Below are 16,794 nucleotides of genomic sequence, written 5' to 3' on the forward strand. Positions count from 1 at the left end.
TGGCCGTGGGGACCGGGTTCGCACACCGCCCGGAATCGGCAACTCCTTTCAGCCGTGTCCCGATTACTACGTACAAGCGACTTTCACGTCGCACCCAGTCGTGCAGGCAGTTCCACATCGCCCGGGCGGCATGGGCCTGGTCATCCATGAGCCGAACCTGGGCAGGTGTCAGCGCCAGTCGGGCACAGTGCCCGAACTGCCGCTTCTCCCACACACGTTCCTCGCTCACGCGGTCACCATATCGTTCGGTTCATGCCACCACGATGGAACGCTAATCCTGATATATACGCACCGGACGCCATGTCGTCCACGACCTGCATGTCCACTTGGTTTTCGTCACCCAGTACCGGCGGAAGGCCTTCACCGACGCCATGCTGACGGGCTGCGAGGAGATCATGCGCGAGGTCTCCACCGACCTCGAAGGCGAACTCAAGCAGTCCAACGGCGAAGAGGATCACGTCCACTTGCTGGTGCACTACCCGCCCAAGGTTCAGCCGTCCCGATGGGTCTGGTGCGGTCGGCGGGGCCAGAACCAATCCCCGGTCGAATCTGAACAGTTGGCGACATTAACGGTCAGCTCCTGACGGGCGATCAGGTCGGCTTCTACGCTTCGTGCGGCTCCGGATCCGGAGGGGGCCGGAGCTGCCGGCATCACCCGAATCACCCGACATTCCTGGAGAGAATCCGTGAACATACGTCGTGCACCGCGGCGTTCCTGGACTGCCGTGGCCGCGATCGGTGCGGCCACGGCCGCGCTGTTGTCGCAGCCCGGAACGGCCGCGGCCGCCGCCCCGGCGCCCACCGTGGCGGCCACCGTGAAGGTGGCGCCCTACCCGGCCGGGGTGGCGCTCGCGCCGGACGGCAGCCGGGCGTACGTGACCAGTCAGAGCACCGGCGCCGTGAGCGTGGTGGACACCGCGAGCAACACCGTGACCGGCAGCTTCACCGCCGGCACCGGCTCGTACGCGGTCGCGGTCTCGCCCGACGGGCGCCGCGCGTACCTGACCCACCACCTGGCCAACACCGTGAGCGTCGTGGACACCACGACCAACACCGTGGCCGCGACCGTGCCGGTCGGCGTGCAGCCGTGGGGCCTCGCCCTCTCGGCGGACGGCTCGCGCGCGTACGTCAGCAACGCCGGGGCCAACACCGTGAGCGTGCTGGACACCGCGGCCCAGAAGGTGACCGCCACCGTCCCGGTCGGCGCCGAGCCGCACGGGCTCGCCGTCTCGCCGGACGGCAAGCGGGTGTACGTCGCGGCGTCCGGCGGCCAGGCGGTGAACGTGATCGACACCGCGAGCAACACGGTGAGCGCCACGGTCCCCGTCGGCCACGGCGCCTTCGGGCTGGCGCTCAGCCCCGACGGCACCAGACTCTGGGCGGCCAACGGTGACGACAAGACCGTGGCCGTGATCGACACCACGGCCAACACGCTGGCCTCCACGGTCACCGTCGGCGCCAACCCGTACGCCGTCACGCTCTCCCCGGACGGCGCGTCCGCGTACGTGTCCAACTACGCCGACAACACCGTGAGCGTGGTGGACACCGCGAGCCGGGCCGTCACCGCGACCGTCCCGGTCGGCGCGAGCCCGTACACCCTGGCCGTCACCGCCGACGGGCGGCACGGCTACCTCGCCGACTTCACCGGCAGCACCGTCACCGTGCTGAACTTCCCGCTGCCCGTGCCGGTCGTCACCGGGATCAGCCCCGCCACCGGCTCGCAGGCGGGCGGCGCCACGGTGACCGTCACCGGCACCGACCTCGCCGGAGCGACCGCGGTGAGCTTCGGCGCGGCGGGCAACGCCTCCACCTTCAACTGCACCAAGACGAGCTGCACCGCGACCGCCCCGGCCACCACGGCGACCGGCCCGGTGGACGTCCAGGTCACCACGCCCGGCGGCACGAGCGCGGCCGTCGCCGCCGACCGCTTCACCTACACCGCCGCCGGCGCCCACCTGGGCGTCGCGCTCGTGGCCACCCCGGTGACCGACCTGGTGGCCGGCCGGGTCGACTACACGATCACCCTCACCGGTCAGGGCCCCGACCCGGTGACCTCGGCCACCGTGAACGCCACCCTGCCCCCCGGTCTGCCGGCCAGTTCCACGGACTGTGCGGTCGCGAACGGGCAGCTCGCCTGCACCCTGGCCGCGCCGCTCGCCAAGGGCGCGAGCACCATCCGGCACTTCTCGGTCGGGCTGGGACTGTTCAGTCTGGTCCAGACCTTCGACGTCACGGTCGCCCGCACCGCCGGAACGCCCGCGGACCCGTCGCCCGCCACCGCCCAGGACACCCGCAGCTGCTCGGCCGTCTTCGCGCTGCTGATCACCTGCAGCTGACGGCTCTCCCAGCCCTGACGGCCCCGCCACCCTGGAGGAGGCGGGGCCTGCTCTTTCCCGCGCCTTCCTTCATCCGCTCTGGACGAAACGTCCGGACTGGACGTACAGTCCAGACATGCCCGCCGAAACCCCCGACCCCCGCGTCCGGACCTGGTCACCGGTCTGCCGCGCGGTGGCCCTGCTCCTCGGGCCGTACGCCGAGGTGGTGCTGCACGACGCCGCGACCGACACCGTGCTCGCCATCTGGAATCCGATGACCACCCGCGCCCCCGGCGACCCGTCGCTGCTCGGCGAACTGGACGACCTGGACCCCTCCGCCCCCGACGTCTACGGGCCCTACGAGAAGCTGCTGCCCGACGGGCGCCGGCTGTCCTCCGTCAGCGCCGTCCTGCGCGACGACGTCGGCCGGCCCTCGGCGGTGCTCTGCGTCAACCTCGACCGCGGCCCGCTGGACCAGGCCGCCGCCCTGCTGGCCGGCTTCGCAGCGCCCACCGCGCCCCGCCCCGAACCGCTCTTCGAGCGCGACTGGACCGAGCGCATGAACGACGTAGTCGGTGGCTACGTCCGCGCCCACGGCCGCCCGCCCGAACGCCTGAGCCGCGAGGACCGGCTCGCCGTCCTGCGCGAGCTCGACCAGGCCGGGGTGCTCGCGGTCCGCCGCGCCGTCCCCGCCGTCGCCACCGCGCTCAAGGTGTCCCGCTCGACCGTCTACACCCTGCTCGCCGACCTCAAGCAGGAGGCGGGCCCGAAGCAGGAGAACGAGAACCCGCGATGACCAAGCTCCCCGACTTCCGCCTCGAAACGTACTTCTCCCGCTGGGAGTTCACCGCCCGCCACCACCTCACCGCCTCCGACGCGGAGACGATGACCATGGCCGAACTCCTCGCCCTCGCCGGCCCCGAGGACCGGCAGGCCTGGGACACCCTCGCCCTCGGCTACACCGAGACCTTCGGCGACCCGGGGCTGCGCCGGGCCGTCGCCGGCATGTACGAGCGGGTCGGCGCCGACGACGTGCTCTGCTTCGGCGGCGCCCAGGAGGGGCTCAACCTCGCCATGCAGGTGCTCCTCGAACCGGGCGACCACGCGGTGGTGATCACCCCCAACTACCAGTCCGCGGAGACCATTCCGCTCTCCCTGTGCGAGGTCACCGGCGTCGCGCTGGACGAGCAGCAGGACTGGGCGCTCGACGTCGACGCGGTGCGGGCGGCGCTGCGCCCGAACACCCGGGTCGTCTCGGTCAACTTCCCCAACAACCCCACCGGCAAGGTGATCGACGCCGCCGACTTCGTCCGCCTGGTGGAGCTGTGCGACGCGCGCGGCATCCGCCTCTTCTCCGACGAGGTCTACCGCGGCCTGGAGCGCGACCCGGCCCGCACCCTGCCGCAGGCCGCCGACCTCTCCGAGCGGGCGCTCTCGCTCAACGTCACCTCCAAGTCGCTCGGCCTGCCCGGCCTGCGGGTCGGCTGGATCGCCTGCCGGGACCGGGAGTTGCGCTCCCGGCTGGAGCGGGCCAAGCACTACACCACGATCTGCAACTCGGCGCCGAGCGAGATCCTGGCCCGGATCGCGATCACCGCGCGGGAGCGGATCCTGGCCCGCAACCGCGGCATCATCGCCGAGAACCTGCCCCGATTCGACGCGTTCTTCGCCGAGTTCGCCGACCTCTTCGAGTGGCGCGCCCCGGACGGCGGCTGCGTCGCCTACCCCCGCTACCTCGGGGCAGACGGCGTCGAGGAGTTCTGTACGAGCCTGGTCGAGCAGGCGGGCGTCCTGCTGCTGCCCGCGAGCATGTACCGCTCCGACCTGACGCCAACTCCGGTCGACCGCTTCCGGATCGGCCTCGGCCGCCGCGACCCGGGACCGGCCCTGGCGGCCTTCGCGGACTGGCTGCGCGCCCGCAAGGCGTAGCGCCCGCAGGCACAGCGCTCGCAGGGCATGGCGCCCGCAGGCGTACCGCCCACAAGGCATACCACCCACAAGGCATAGCGCCCGCACGCACAGCGCGAACCGGCCGCCGGGAGTGCTCCCGGCGGCCGGTCGTCAGAAGTCGCTCAGGGGGCGGCGACTCAGAACGGGTGCGTACAGGTGGTGACCTGCTTCCCGGCGTCCAGCGCCGGGCCGGCGGTGGCGCAGACCATCTTCAGGTCGCCGGTGACGACGCGCGGGGTGACCGCCTTGGCGGAGCCGAACCGCACAGTGGTCGCGGAGGCGGTCGTCTCCCACGGGCTGCCCCACGTCTTCTGCGTCCTGACCTCGACCTGGACGATCGTCAACTGGCCGGCGTCGGCGGAGACCTGGGCGACACCGGTGACGCCGGTGGGGTCCGTCTCGTGCCAGGCGCACGGCTGGTTCAGCACGGCGGCGCAGGCCACCGCGTCGTTCTCGGACGTCGCCGTGGCCGCCGTGGCCGGTCCGGCCGTCAACGCCGCGATCCCTGCCATCGTGACCATCGCAGCTGCGATCCGAGCGCGCATGATTTGAACCTCCTTGGAAACAAAGGGGATCTCACTGAGTGAGACGAGTCTTGCACGGATCGTGGCGATGGCGCGTGTGTTGTGCATCACACCCATGGTGACCGTTCAACTACGTGCAGCAATGTTGTGGCCGAACGTTCAGCGCATGGACGGACTCGCGTGATGACGATCTGTCAGAGGCACGTCAGTGCGCTGTGCCGGTTCACTCGTCCGAGTGGCAGGCTGCCGCCCGGCCCGATCGGACGGATACCATCGAGCCGACCCACGGAGGTGCTGCGTGGACACGGTCATCGTGCAACTGCCCGACCAGGGGCCCGCGGTGGCGCCGGGCGGACGGCCCGGCCTGCTACGGATGGGCCCGGGCGAGACGGCGGTGTTCGGGCGCGGCGAGCCCGGCCGGGCCGTCCCGATCCCCCTGGCCGACCAGGGCGTCTCCCGGCGCGCGGGCGAGATCACCGCCGCCGAGGACTACTGGCGGCTGTCCAACTTCTCCGCCACCGCGACCTACGTGGTGGAGAACCTGGAGGGCGCGGGCGAACACGTCAAGGTGGCGCCCGGACGGCTCGGCGCGCCGGTGCCGTTCGAGTTCTCCCGGGTCCTGCTGCCCGCGCTCGGCGAGCCCGCCTCGTTCAAGGTCTTCGCCCCCCAACACGCCTACCTGGAGGGCGAGTCGGACGGCACTGGCGGCGAACGCACCGTCAGCCCGTTCGCCCTCGACCCCACCGCCAAGTACTTCCTCGTCCTGCTCGCCCTGTGCGAACCCCGGTTGCGGTCCCCGTCCGCCGCCGTGGTGCCCGGGGCGACGGACGTGGTGGCGCGGCTGCGCGCCCTGCCGTCCTGCCGCGACCTCACCCGCTCGGCGGTGAACTACCACATCGACTACCTGGTGTTCACCAAACTCCGGCTGCGCGAACCCCTCGACGACGACCGAGGCGGCGGCAAGCGCGAGGAACTCGCCGCCCTGGCCCTCAGGTTCGACCTCGTCCGGGAGGAACACCTGGCCCTGCTCCCGCCCCGGCAGCCGGCCGCCCGGCCGTGAGCCCCGCCGCCCGGCCCGACGAACGGCCGATCGACGTGCCGGCCGGCTACCTGGTCGCCGGCTACCGCACCGGCGAACTCCTCGGCGCCGGCGCCTGGGGCAGCGTCTACGCCGCGCACGGCCCGGACGGCACCCCGGTCGCCGTCAAACTCCTCGGCCCCGCCCGGCTGAGCCCTGGTCAGCGCCGCACCATGGCCCAGATCGCCCGCAGCGAGCTGCGCTTCAGCCGCCGCGCCGACCACCCCCACCTGATCCGCACCCTCGCCGTCGCCACCGTCGACGACCCGGCCCACCCCGCGCTCGACGGCGCCCTCGCCCTCGTCATGGAACGCGCCGCGTGCAGCCTCCAGGACGTCCTCGCCGCCGCCCGCCCCGGCACCCCCGTCCCCCGTGCCGAACGCATCCTCGCCGAGGTCTGCGCCGGCCTCACCCACATGCACCGGGCCGGCTGGGTGCACGGCGACCTCAAACCGGCCAACATCCTGCTGATGCCCGACGGCACCGCCAAGCTCGCCGACTTCGGCCTCACCGCCGAACTGGAGGGCACCCACGCCTACGCCCCGCCGCTCGGCTCGCCCGACCACGTCCCGCCCGAGTGGTGGTCCGAACGCACCGGCGCGCGCGGCGTCGCCCTGCGGCCCAGTGCCGACGTCTGGGCCTTCGGGGTCCTCGCCCACCAACTCCTCACCGGTGGCCTGCACCCCTTCCTCGGCGCCACCGCCCGCGCCCGCTCGCTCGCCGCCCAGGCGTACGCGCGGGGGGCCGCGCCGCTGCGGCTGGACCAGGCGCTGCCCGGGCGCTGGCGCGCAGCCGTCGCCGCCTGTCTGGCCGCCGACCGGGAGGAGCGGGCCCGGGCGGACCTCGCCGCACTGGTCGCGGCGGCCACCGCCCGGCCGGGCGTCCGACGGCTGCGGTGGGCGACCGTGGCGGGCCTGGCGGCCTGCACCGCCGTCGTCCTCGTCCTCACCGGCGCCCCCGAGCCCTTCGCGCCCTCGTCGTCCGGAGCGCTCGTGCCCGGGGCCATCCCAGCCGGCTCCGACGTCCCCGCCGCCTACCGGGGCATGATCGAGGACGCCGCCCGGCGCTGCCCCGAACCCGAGATCACCCCGGTCCTGCTGGCCGCCATGATCAAGGCCGAGAGCGGCTTCGACCCGAACGCCGCCCGCCCCGAGACCGGCGAGTACGGCATCGCGATGTGGACGCCGTCGGTCTTCAACGCCTGGGGCAAGGCCGCCGACCACCCCGGGCCCAAGGACTACATGAACCCCGGCGACGCGATCGCCGCCATGGGCAACTACACCTGCTGGCTCGACCAGCGGCTCAAGCACCGCGGCTTCACCCACGACCTGCCTGCCCTCGTCACCGCCGCCTACCGGACCAGCGACAAGACCGTGGCGGCCGAGGGCGGAGTGCCGGCCCGGGTCCGCGCGCACGTCGACCTGGTGCTCCGGTACCTGGCCGACTACGGCGGGTGACCGGGCAGAGCGGGATCGAACGGGATAACGGGATCAAACAGGATCAAGCGGCCCCCGCCCCGTCGGCGCCCCCGCTGCAGGGCACGGTGCACCTGGCGATCCTGGCTGCCTACGTGGTGCTGGCGGTGAACCCGTGAGGGGGCGGCGGCCGTAGTTACGCACGGGAGCCCCTGGCCCCACCGCCTGTGGGGGCGGTGGTGCCAGGGGCTCAGTGGTGCCTGGGGCTTGATGGCTCAGGAGGAGCGGCGGGTGCGGCGGGCGTAGACCAGGGCGGCGCCGCCCACGACCAGCACGGTGCCGACGCCGGCGTAGAGCAGGGTGCCGTCGCTGCCGGTGCTGGCCAGCTTCTTGCCGTCCGACGTCGGGGCGCCCTTGATCGGGGTGGGGACGCTGACCTTCGCCGGGACGATCAGCGGCTTGGCCGGGTTGACGGTGGTGCCGGCCGGCGGGGTCTGCACCGGCACGGTGGCGGTCGGCGCGCTGCTCGGGGCGGCGGTCGGGGCACCGGTGGCGGGGCCGCCCGCGGCCGGGGTGGTCGGCGCGGCGGTCGCCGACGGGGTCTCGGCCGGCTTGGTGGCCGGGGCGGTGGTGGGGGCCCCGGTCGGCTTCGCGGTGGCGGTCGGCTTCTCCGAGGGCTTCTCGGACGGCTTCTCCGAGGGCTTCTCGGACGGCTTGTCCGAGGGCTTCTCGCTCGGCTTCTCCGACGGCTTGCCGGCGGCCGGGGTGCTCGGCACGGCGGTCGGGCTCGTCGACGGCGCAGCGGTGGCCGTCGGCGAGGGCTTGCCGCTCGGGGCCGGGTTCTTGCCGCCGCAGTCGACCTTGAACACCTTGTGCTTCGGGTTGTCCAGCGCCGGGTCGTCGGCCGGAATCTGGCCGTCGACCAGCTCGACGGCGGCCCAGTAGAGCTTGTAGTGGCCGTCCGGCAGGTTGATGTCGTCGGTGCGGACATCCCCGTTGGCGTCGACCGGCAGGTCGCCGTACGCGACCATCTGCTCGTCGTTGCCGTGGACCTCGGCGATCATCCAGACGATGTCCTGGTTGGGGTCGAAGCCGAACGAGTCCAGGTAGAACGTGCAGACCTTGGGCTCGTTGCGGGTGTCCTCCTGGCCGGTGGCGGCGTCGTGGATCTTGACGGTGCCGTTGTTGCCGGGGGCGCCCTTGCCAGGGGTGGCGTGGGCGGCGGGGGCGAGCAGCATCAGCGCGGCGGCGGTCGGGACGGCGACGAGCGAGCGTGCGGCGGTGGAGCGGATGTGCATGGGTATTCCATCGGGTGTGGCAGGCCGGGACGAGCCTGCACGGCGGGAGGGAGCCCTCGGCGGCCGGCCGGCTTGCGGCCGGTGACGTACGACGGGAGGGGCACAAGTTCCCGCAGCGGGAAACGAGACGCAAGGGGTGTTTGGGTCGATTGACTGATAGTGGAACGAATGTCCGACTAGTCCGTTGCAACAATCCGATCACCGGCTTGTGGTGAAGGCGTGTCCTCGTCCGATGGCGGCCCGGGTCGTCAACCACCGGCCCGCCCGCCGCCCCCGCCGCCCGGGGTGCGAGGATGACCCCCGACCGCCCCCGACGGCGGACCTCCGCCGACCGGCCGCCTCCTACCCCAGGGCGGCCCGATTCGGGCACACGGCGACGAGGTCCGCGCTGCGTACCCCGGCAGCCACTCCGGCGCGGCGTCTCCCTGCCCGCACTCTCTGCGAAGAAGACGCATCGCGATGCACCGCACCCGCAACACCCTCAGAACCCTCAACCCTGCCGCCACTCCCGCCCGCCCCCTCCGCGCCGCCGCCGTCCTCGGCGCCGGCAGCCTCCTGCTGACCGGCTGCGGCAGCGGCACCTCCACCGTCCCCGGCAGCCAGGCCGACCTGCGCGCCCGCGTACCGAAGGCGATCAGGGCGGCCGGCGTGCTGAAGATCGGCTCCTACCTCCACTACCCGCCGGTCGACTTCCGGGACAGCAACGCCAAGCCGGCCGGCCTGGACCCGGAGATCGCCGCCGCCATCGGCGACTACCTCGGGCTGCGGGTGGAGTTCACCGACCTGCCGTTCGAGAAGCTGATCCCGGCCGTCCAGGCCAAGCAGATCGACCTGGCGATGTCCGCCGTCATCGACACCAAGCAACGCCAGCTCGGCGCCGCCGACGACGGCCACCAGGCCGACCCGGGCGTCGACTTCGTCGACTACTTCTCCACCGGCACGTCGATGGTCGTCAAGGCCGGCAGCCAGCTTCAGCTCACCACCGTGGACAGCCTCTGCGGCCACACCGTGGCCGTGCAGCGCGGCACCCTCCAGGACGAGTTCGCCACCCGCCAGCAGGCCGCCTGCCCGCGCACCGGCAAGCAGCTCCAGGTCAACCGCTTCGACTCCGACGACCAGGCCCTCGCCGAGGTGGCCGACGGCACCGCCGTCGCCGACCTGAACGACTACCCGGTGGCCCAGTACAACACCACCACCCCGGAACGGGCCGGCAGGTTCCAGCTGGCCAGCACCCACTTCCTGCAGTCCGGCCCGTACGGCATCACCGTCTCCAAGGACGAGACCGAGCTGCGGGACGTCATCTCCAAGGCCCTCGACCAGGTGATCCTCGGCGGCGGGTACGACAAGATCCTCGCCAAGTGGAACGTGAGCCCCGGCGCCGTCTCCAGCACGGTGGTCAACGGCGGCCTCTGAAACGGCGGCCTCTGAAACGGCGGTTTCTGATCGAATCCGCCCGCGCAGATCCCGTCCCGGTGGCCGGTATTGACCGGTCGTCGGGACGGGACCGCGTGTCGGGCGGCGGGCGGCGGTGGTGGTTCTTTATCGTCTGTGTCCGCCGAGTCACCAGCCGAACGGATCCGCGGGAGTGTGCGATGCCAGGCCCAGAGCAGCAGTTGCCCGACCTCGCCCCAGACCGCGATCCCGCACCCGGGCACGCCGCGGCCCGCACCGAGGACTGCGCGGACGTCATCGTGGTCGGCGCCGGCCCGGCCGGCTCCACCGCCGCCTACCACCTGGCCCGCACCGGCCTGGACGTACTGCTGCTGGAGAAGGCGGCGTTCCCGCGCGAGAAGGTCTGCGGCGACGGCCTGACCCCGCGCGCCGTCAAGCAGTTGACCGATCTCGGCATCGACGTCTCCGAGTCGGCCGGCTGGCTGCACAACCGCGGCCTGCGGCTGGTCGCCGGCCGCCGCACGATGGAGTTCGACTGGCCCGAACTGTCGGCCTTCCCCGGCTACGGGCTGGTCCGGCGGCGCGCCGACTTCGACGAACTGCTCGCCCGCCGCGCCGCCGCGGCCGGCGCCCGGCTGATCGAACGGGCCAACGTGGCGGGCCCGTTGGTCGACGACCGGACCGGCCGGATCACCGGCGTCACGGCCCGGCTCGGCGACGACCGGCGGCCCGTCTCCTACCACGCCCCCGTCGTGGTCGCCGCCGACGGCAACTCCACCCGCCTCTCGCTCGCCATGAAGCGTTACCGCCGGACCGACCGCGCGATGGGCGTCGCCTACCGCACGTACTTCACCACCCCGCGCCACGAGGACCGCTACCTGGAGGCCTGGCTCGACCTGCGCGACCCCACCGACCCGGCCCACCGCCTCCTGCCCGGCTACGCCTGGGTGTTCGGCATGGGCGACGGCACCGCCAACGTCGGCCTCGGCGTCCTCGACACGGCGGGCATCGACCTCGACTGGCGGGACCTGCTCCGCCGCTGGTGCGACGCCCTGCCGCCCGGCTACGGCTACACCCCCGACGGCGTCACCGAACCGATCCGCGGCTCCGCCCTCCCCATGGGCCTCAACCGCCAACCCCACTACGCGGACGGCCTGTTGCTGGTCGGTGACGCCGGCGGCACGGTCAGCCCGGGCACCGGCGAGGGCATCGCGTACGCGATGGAGTCCGGCCGCTACGCCGCCGAGACGATCGTCCAGGCACTCGCCCGGCGCACCGACCGGGGCCGCGAACTCGCCCTCCGCGCCTACCCGCAGGCACTGCGCTCCGCCTACGCGGGCTACTTCGCGCTCGGCCGCCTCGCCGCGGACCTGCTCGGCCGGCCCAAGCTCCTCGGCGCAGCCGGCGCAGTGGGGCTCGGCCGCCCCGCGCTGCTGAAGGTGGCGTTCCGGCTCGTGGTCAACCTGACCGAGCCCAACTCGAAGGACGCCCTCGACCGGCTGATGCACCTGATCGGCAGAGTGGCGCCCGGGAGGTAGCGGATCATCCCATCCTTTCGTGTGATGAGTTCCCGTGTTTGTGGGTTGGCCGAAACCGGGGAGTTCAGCGTGCCGTCAGCCAGGTCATGTTGACGAATGATCAGCAGATCCGCTTGCCTGGTGCCGGTCCGGACACGGAGGGTGAGGGACCGCCCCGTCCGTACGGACCCCACTGACGAAACCCCTACGACGGAGACAACGTGCGCCTTCGCCTTCGCCTGCTCGTCGCGCCGCTCGCCGCAGCCGCCGCCCTGATCGCCCCGAGCATCCCGGCCGCAGCCGCCGACTCGGCCACCGCCGCCACCGGGACGGCGGGCACTCCGTCCGACGAGTGCTCCGCCGCCTTCCACCACGGTGACGCCCGCCTCGGCCCCGAGGACCTGCCGACCACCGGCCCGGTCGGCGACCAGCTCGTCGGTTACCAGCGCACCGGCGGCGCGGGAGACCAGGAGTTCCTGGCCAAGTACTACGACCCGACCGCCAACGGCGGCAAGGGCAGCTGGATCTACCCGCCCGTCAACGGCTACGCCACCCTGCCCGACGGCAGCCCGATCGAGTTCGACCTCACGCTCTACCCGAACCAGAACATCGACCGCTACGGCAGCGAGTACGGCGCCTTCCTCGCCCCCGAGGGCCTGCCCTACGCCAACCGCGCGATCCCGCCGCAGAGCCTCGACGGCAACCCGCCCGCCGGCTGCAACTACCACGACTACAAGGTGGTCAAGGAGTTCACGGTGCACGCCGGCCCGATCGCCCCGTGGTTCAACCAGCCCGGCTGGGGCCTGCAGTACCAGCTCGACGCGGGCCTGCTGCCGGGCGGCCCGGCCAAGCTCAACGTGATGTGGCTGGTCGACAACGGGTACCTGGCCCGGATCTGACAGTCACTCTGGGCGGCGGGCGCCCCGGCGGCGCCCGCCGCCTGCTACCAGAGATCGCCGTCGCGCCAGTCGCAGGTCAGCAGACCGGCCAGGTCCAGCGGCGCCGCTCCCGGCAGCACGAAGACCCAGCCCTCCTCGTCCCGCGTCGGCGTCATCCCCCGCGGCGTCATCGCCGCCAGCGGCCCCCGCCACCGCTGCCAGCCGCGCCGCGCGTAGAACCCGACGGCCTCCTCCGAGGAACCCAGCGCCCCGAGGTCGTACGCGCCCCGGATCACCCGCTCCACCGCGTCCATCAGCGCCGCGCCGTGCCGCCGCCCCTGTCGGTCCGCCCGCACGGCCACTCCCTCGACGTACGCGGCCCGCAGCGACCGTCCGCCGTGCAGCAGCCGGCGCTGCACCACCGCCGCATGGCCGATCAGCACCCCGCCCTCGCGGACCATTGCGTGCACACCGCCCAGCGCGTGCTCCCAGTCGCCCTCCGTCATCTCATCGCCGAACACGGTGAACAGCAGGGCCCGGGCCTCGTCCAGCGTGGTCCCGTCCAACTCGGCCGTGTGGGCCGTCAGCAGCTCGATCACCCACCGATCCTCGCACCCTGCACCGGCGTGGCGGCAGGCCGATTTCCGCCGTGGAAATTCGCTGGCGGGGACGGCCGGGAACGGGATAGGAAGAGCGGGTGAGCACCGCCGAGACCAGCACCGATCAGCGCACGTTCCGCCCCACCACGCTCGACCTGGGCGACGTCCTGCTGCGCCCGTGGGGCCGCGCCCTCGACCTCCCGGGCGGGACGGCCGCCGCGCTGGTCGCCGCCGCGGCCGACCCGGAGATCAGCCGCTGGAACCCGCTCCGCGCCGCCGACCCGGCCGCCGCCGAGGCCTACCTCGACCGCTGCGACACCGGCTGGACCGACGGCCGCACTGCCGCCTTCGCGATCACCGACGCCGCGGACGGCACCCTGTGCGGCAATGTCGCCCTGCGCTGGACCGACCGCGAGGACGGCCTGGCGATGGTCGGCTACTGGCTCCTCCCGACCGCCCGCGGCCGCGGCATCGCCAGCCGCGCCACCACCGCCGTCACCCGCTGGGGCGTCGAGACCGCCGCCGCCCGCCGCATCGAAATCGCCCACGCCGTCGGCAACGACGCCTCCTGCAGCGTCGCCGACCGCTGCGGCTTCCCCTACGAGGGCACCCTGCGCGCCTCCTACCGCTACGCCGGCGGCGAGTACAACGACGAGCACCTCCACGCCCGCCTCGCCACGGACCCCTGGTAGCCCGAGGACGGCTCGGCCGGCCTCAGGAGAGCCGGCCACCGGCCTTGTCGTAGAGGGCCCGCAGCCACGGCTGCCGTACCTCGGGCAGGCGGGCCAGGGTCCGGAGGAACAGTTCGCGGTCGGGCCGGAACAGGGACGGCGGGCGCAGCGGCAGCGGGTCGTCGCGCTGGACGCCCGTGGGGAGTCCGCCCGTTGCGGGGACGCGCGCGCGGTCGTCGGGGAAGGCCAGGTACGTCCACACCTCGGCGTCCAGCGGCACGGCGGCGCCGGAGGGCGGCTGCCAGGCCGCGCCCGTCCGGGGGTGCCGCGGGACCAGGGCGATGTCCGGGGCGGGGTCGGGATCCGGCAGGCCCGGGCCGGCCAGGGCCAGGGTCCGGGCGGGCGGGCCGGACGGCAGCAGGGTGTCGAGCGTGCGGCCGAAGGTCGCGGCGAGGAGGCCGCCGGGGACGGCCACGGGGGCGCCCGCCGAGGCCGCCAGCACGTGGGCCAGCGCGATCCCGACGGCGGCCTGCCACCGCAGGCTCCAGTAACCGGACGGTTCGACGGGCGGAAGGCCTGGCCACTCCCAGTCGCCCGCGTCCAGATCGGCCGGCCCGTCGACGGGGAGGCAGCGCACGGCGGCCGCCTCGAACCACACCGCCTGCCAGCGGTAGCAGTCGTCGATCCGGGTGGCCACCTCCGCCCCGCACCGCTCGCAGGCCAGGTTCGGGCCGAGCCCTCCGGCCGACCCGCAGCAGCCGTCGCAGCGCTCCGGGATCACGACGGTGCCGCGGGTGTCGCCCGGTGCCACCAGGATCGCGCCGGGCGCGCCGAAGTACAGGCCGTCCACCGGCGCGTACACCCCGCGCGCGGCCGCCGCGTCCGCCCCGACGTCGCTCCAACGCCGCCACGGCGGCCCGTACGGCTCCGGGTCGACGGCGTACGTGCCCGGCTCCATCAGCGACGGCATGAACCTGTCCCCGTTCCGCTGGTGCGCGTGCACCGGCAGCGCGACCCGGGACACCGGGGCGGTCAATTCGGCACCGCACCCCGCACACGCGAACACCGCCATGCACTCTCCCCCCGCTCGTGGCCCTGCGGATTATGCCTGGTCACCGGCCCGCCGCCCACGGATTTTCGTCCGGCGCGAATCCGCGCACGAGAAGTCGGTCCGGCCGACTTCCCGCGCGCGAAAACCGGCGGCCGACCGGCAGCGCGCCGGGTGGGGCGGAGGCCTAACCTGGAAGGGCGTATTCCGTGGTGCGCACCCCATATCCGTGCGTACCCCTTTGATTCCGTACGCGGCTTTGATTCCGTACGCGGCCTGGAAAGGAAACGGTGGGCCATGACGGTGGTCTCGACGGCACTCTTCGGTACCGACTGGCGGCCCGCGCTGCCGGGTTCCGCGGACCTGCTGCGCGAATGCGCCGCCCGGGGCTGGACGGTCGTGCTGACCGGGCCCGGCCCCGCCGGGGCACCCGCGCTCACCGTGACCGCCCCCGGGAGTGACCCTGTGCAGGCCGCGCTCGACCTGGTCGACGGCACGGCCGAGCACGCCGTGTACGTTGCCGCGAGCGTGCGCGAGGTGCTGGCCGCCCGGCGGGCCGGGGTGCTCTGCCTCGCGCTGGCGACCGGCCGGGACAGCGGCGCGGACCTGCGGGCGGCGGGCGCGGCCGAGGTCCACCGCGACGCCGCCGCCCTGCTCAAGGTGCTCGACGACAGCCTGCTCGCCCGCCCCCGGGCCTTCGGACCCGTGGGCGCGGGAACAGGCCGTCCCTGGGGCGGTTAGCGCATGCCCGTACCGGGCAACCGCCCCGGTACGAGCACGTCACCGGAAGTGTCGGAGGTGACCGAGATGGACGGACCCGCGTTGAGCGGACGGGAACGGCGGCTCCTTGAGGAGATCGAGTCCGATCTGCGCCAGGACACCCGCCTCGACCGGAAACTGAGCACCATGGGTGCCAAACGGCCGGGCCGGGTCGGGGCCGCGCTGCGCGGCGCGGCCCGCCGGGTGCCGGCCGGGGTGCTGCTCACCGCGCTCGTGATGACGGCGATCTGCCTGAGCGTCGGCGTGCGGACCCCGACCGTCGCCGTGCTCACCGCCCTCGGGGTGGTGTGGGCGGCCTCCGTGACCGTCGCCGTCGCCGCGACGCTGCTGCTGCGCCGCCGCGCCGCCGCCCGGCACAGCGACCCGCTCGACCGCCCCGACCGCCCCGAGGGGCGCGAGCGCAGGCCCTGGGACCAACCGGAGGTGTGATGAGCACCGATCTGTGGGAGTACCGCCCGGGCCCCCACCACGCTGCCGAACTCAGCCTGGCCGGCTACGAGGTGGAGGCCACCGACGGGCCGCTCGGCCGGGTCGAGCAGGACACCGGCGACCACCTGCTGGTCGACGCCGAGCTGTGGGTGCCGGGCTCCCGCGTGCTCGTCCCGGTCGGCCTGGTCGCCCGGATCGACCACCTGGAACTGACCGTCCACCTCGACTGCCCCCGCGCCCGGGTCCGCTCCGCGCCGCCGCCCGCGGCCGTCGAGCTGGGTGCCCACCGCACGCGGTGAGCCGGGTGTGCCATGGGCTGGCCCGCCACCACCCTCACCGGCCGCACGGTCGCCTTCCTGGTCGCGCCGTACGGCGCCGAGCAGGTGGAACTCACCTCGCCCTGGCAGGCCGTGGCCGAGGCCGGGGGCACCTCGCGGCTGCTCTCCACCGCGCCCGGCCGCGTCCAGGCCGTCCGGCACCGGGCGCCCGGTGACACCTTCGCGGTGGACGGGCTCGTCGCCGACGCGGACCCCGCGTCCTACGACGGGCTCGTCCTCCCCGGCGGTGTCGCCAGTCCCGACCACCTGCGGCAGGACCGGGCCGCCGTCGCCTTCGTCCACGCCTTCTGTGCCTCGGGCCGCCCGGTCGCGGCGATCTGCCACGGCCCGTGGATCCTCGTCGAGGCCGACGCCGTCCGCGGCCGCACCCTCACCTCCTGGCCCAGCCTGCGCACCGACCTCGTCAACGCCGGGGCCCACTGGGTCGACGCGGAGGTCCACGTCTGCCACGACGGCCCCGGCCCGCTGATCACCAGCCGCAAGCCGGCCGACCTCCCGGTCTTCAACGACACCCTGGTCACCGAGTTCGCCCACGCGGCGAAGCGGCGGAAGTAAGCGCTCT

General features: G+C 73.6%; 18 protein-coding genes and 2 pseudogenes. 15 read left to right on the forward strand and 5 right to left on the reverse strand.

The features are described 5' to 3' along the window. Positions 1 to 229: pseudogene (locus KV557_RS43525) on the reverse strand (hypothetical protein); the annotation flags it as partial. A 23-nt stretch (positions 230 to 252) separates the two neighbouring features. Between KV557_RS43525 and tnpA the strand changes: the two are divergent. The 4 genes and pseudogenes from tnpA to KV557_RS36480 all read left to right on the forward strand — a co-directional run. Continuing rightward, a pseudogene (gene tnpA, locus KV557_RS36465) lies at positions 253 to 509 on the forward strand (IS200/IS605 family transposase); the annotation flags it as partial. Between the two features lie 177 nt (positions 510 to 686). Continuing rightward, complete coding sequence (locus tag KV557_RS36470; protein ID WP_218205894.1) at positions 687 to 2,336, forward strand: YVTN family beta-propeller repeat protein; 1,650 nt, start codon at positions 687 to 689, stop codon at positions 2,334 to 2,336. A 115-nt stretch (positions 2,337 to 2,451) separates the two neighbouring features. Further along, entirely contained in the window at positions 2,452 to 3,111 is a 660-nt protein-coding gene (locus tag KV557_RS36475; RefSeq protein WP_218205895.1) for a helix-turn-helix transcriptional regulator, read from the forward strand. Further along, complete coding sequence (locus tag KV557_RS36480; protein ID WP_218205896.1) at positions 3,108 to 4,244, forward strand: aminotransferase class I/II-fold pyridoxal phosphate-dependent enzyme; 1,137 nt, start codon at positions 3,108 to 3,110, stop codon at positions 4,242 to 4,244. Before KV557_RS36475 ends, KV557_RS36480 begins: the two co-directional genes overlap by 4 nt. Before the next feature lie 158 nt (positions 4,245 to 4,402). On the opposite strand, the gene KV557_RS36485 is transcribed toward KV557_RS36480, so the two are convergent. Next, entirely contained in the window at positions 4,403 to 4,810 is a 408-nt protein-coding gene (locus tag KV557_RS36485; protein WP_218205897.1) for a hypothetical protein, read from the reverse strand. A 277-nt stretch (positions 4,811 to 5,087) separates the two neighbouring features. Between KV557_RS36485 and KV557_RS36490 the strand changes: the two genes are divergently transcribed. Genes KV557_RS36490 through KV557_RS36500 form a run of 3 tightly spaced genes read left to right on the forward strand, consistent with a single transcriptional unit; the run spans position 5,088 to position 7,461 of the window. After that, positions 5,088 to 5,849, forward strand: coding sequence for a serine/threonine protein kinase (locus tag KV557_RS36490; RefSeq protein WP_218205898.1), 762 nt, complete (start codon positions 5,088 to 5,090; stop codon positions 5,847 to 5,849). After that, positions 5,846 to 7,324, forward strand: coding sequence for a serine/threonine-protein kinase (locus KV557_RS36495; RefSeq protein ID WP_218205899.1), 1,479 nt, complete (start codon positions 5,846 to 5,848; stop codon positions 7,322 to 7,324). The genes KV557_RS36490 and KV557_RS36495 overlap by 4 nt, the downstream gene beginning before the upstream one ends. Beyond that, positions 7,321 to 7,461, forward strand: a complete 141-nt coding sequence (locus KV557_RS36500) for a hypothetical protein (RefSeq protein WP_218205900.1) — start codon at positions 7,321 to 7,323, stop codon at positions 7,459 to 7,461. The genes KV557_RS36495 and KV557_RS36500 overlap by 4 nt, the downstream gene beginning before the upstream one ends. 96 nt (positions 7,462 to 7,557) lie before the next feature. Here KV557_RS36500 and KV557_RS36505 read toward each other — a convergent pair whose 3' ends face one another. Then, positions 7,558 to 8,580, reverse strand: a complete 1,023-nt coding sequence (locus KV557_RS36505) for an LPXTG cell wall anchor domain-containing protein (RefSeq protein ID WP_218205901.1) — start codon at positions 8,578 to 8,580, stop codon at positions 7,558 to 7,560. Positions 8,581 to 9,039: 459 nt separating this feature from the next. Here KV557_RS36505 and KV557_RS36510 point away from each other — a divergent pair, with 459 nt between their 5' ends. From KV557_RS36510 to KV557_RS36520, 3 genes are all read left to right on the forward strand, one after another. Beyond that, entirely contained in the window at positions 9,040 to 9,993 is a 954-nt protein-coding gene (locus tag KV557_RS36510) for an ABC transporter substrate-binding protein (protein ID WP_218205902.1), read from the forward strand. Positions 9,994 to 10,172: 179 nt separating this feature from the next. Further along, positions 10,173 to 11,510, forward strand: a complete 1,338-nt coding sequence (locus KV557_RS36515) for a geranylgeranyl reductase family protein (protein ID WP_218205903.1) — start codon at positions 10,173 to 10,175, stop codon at positions 11,508 to 11,510. Positions 11,511 to 11,710: 200 nt separating this feature from the next. Next, positions 11,711 to 12,388, forward strand: coding sequence for a TNT domain-containing protein (locus tag KV557_RS36520; RefSeq protein WP_218205904.1), 678 nt, complete (start codon positions 11,711 to 11,713; stop codon positions 12,386 to 12,388). A 44-nt stretch (positions 12,389 to 12,432) separates the two neighbouring features. Here the strand turns inward: KV557_RS36520 and KV557_RS36525 are convergent, their stop codons facing one another. Next, positions 12,433 to 12,966 carry a GNAT family N-acetyltransferase gene (locus tag KV557_RS36525; protein WP_218205905.1) on the reverse strand — a complete coding sequence of 178 codons (534 nt, stop codon included), beginning with the start codon at positions 12,964 to 12,966 and terminating at the stop codon, positions 12,433 to 12,435. Between the two features lie 98 nt (positions 12,967 to 13,064). On the opposite strand from KV557_RS36525, the gene KV557_RS36530 reads away from it, so the two are divergent. After that, the gene (locus tag KV557_RS36530; protein ID WP_218205906.1) at positions 13,065 to 13,658 is read left to right on the forward strand and encodes a GNAT family N-acetyltransferase; all 594 of its coding nucleotides are present in this window, start codon (positions 13,065 to 13,067) and stop codon (positions 13,656 to 13,658) included. Between the two features lie 22 nt (positions 13,659 to 13,680). Here KV557_RS36530 and KV557_RS36535 read toward each other — a convergent pair whose 3' ends face one another. Further along, positions 13,681 to 14,673: a hypothetical protein gene (locus tag KV557_RS36535; RefSeq protein WP_308130246.1), complete on the reverse strand. Its 993-nt coding sequence runs from the start codon at positions 14,671 to 14,673 to the stop codon at positions 13,681 to 13,683. Positions 14,674 to 14,982: 309 nt separating this feature from the next. On the opposite strand from KV557_RS36535, the gene KV557_RS36540 reads away from it, so the two are divergent. From KV557_RS36540 to KV557_RS36555, 4 genes are all read left to right on the forward strand, one after another. Further along, the gene (locus KV557_RS36540; RefSeq protein ID WP_218205908.1) at positions 14,983 to 15,426 is read left to right on the forward strand and encodes an HAD family hydrolase; all 444 of its coding nucleotides are present in this window, start codon (positions 14,983 to 14,985) and stop codon (positions 15,424 to 15,426) included. 66 nt (positions 15,427 to 15,492) lie between these two features. Further along, a complete protein-coding gene (locus KV557_RS36545; protein WP_218205909.1) occupies positions 15,493 to 15,894 on the forward strand; it encodes a DUF3040 domain-containing protein in 402 nt (133 codons plus the stop codon). Then, positions 15,894 to 16,193 (forward strand): PRC-barrel domain containing protein, encoded by a 300-nt coding sequence (locus KV557_RS36550; RefSeq protein ID WP_218205910.1) that lies wholly within the window; start codon positions 15,894 to 15,896, stop codon positions 16,191 to 16,193. Before KV557_RS36545 ends, KV557_RS36550 begins: the two co-directional genes overlap by 1 nt. A gap of 12 nt (positions 16,194 to 16,205) precedes the next feature. Then, complete coding sequence (locus KV557_RS36555) at positions 16,206 to 16,787, forward strand: type 1 glutamine amidotransferase domain-containing protein (protein ID WP_218205911.1); 582 nt, start codon at positions 16,206 to 16,208, stop codon at positions 16,785 to 16,787. The last annotated feature ends 7 nt before the right edge of the window (positions 16,788 to 16,794 follow it).

Origin of the sequence: Kitasatospora aureofaciens (assembly GCF_019192735.1) — a bacterium.
Lineage (GTDB): Bacteria > Actinomycetota > Actinomycetes > Streptomycetales > Streptomycetaceae > Kitasatospora > Kitasatospora aureofaciens_A.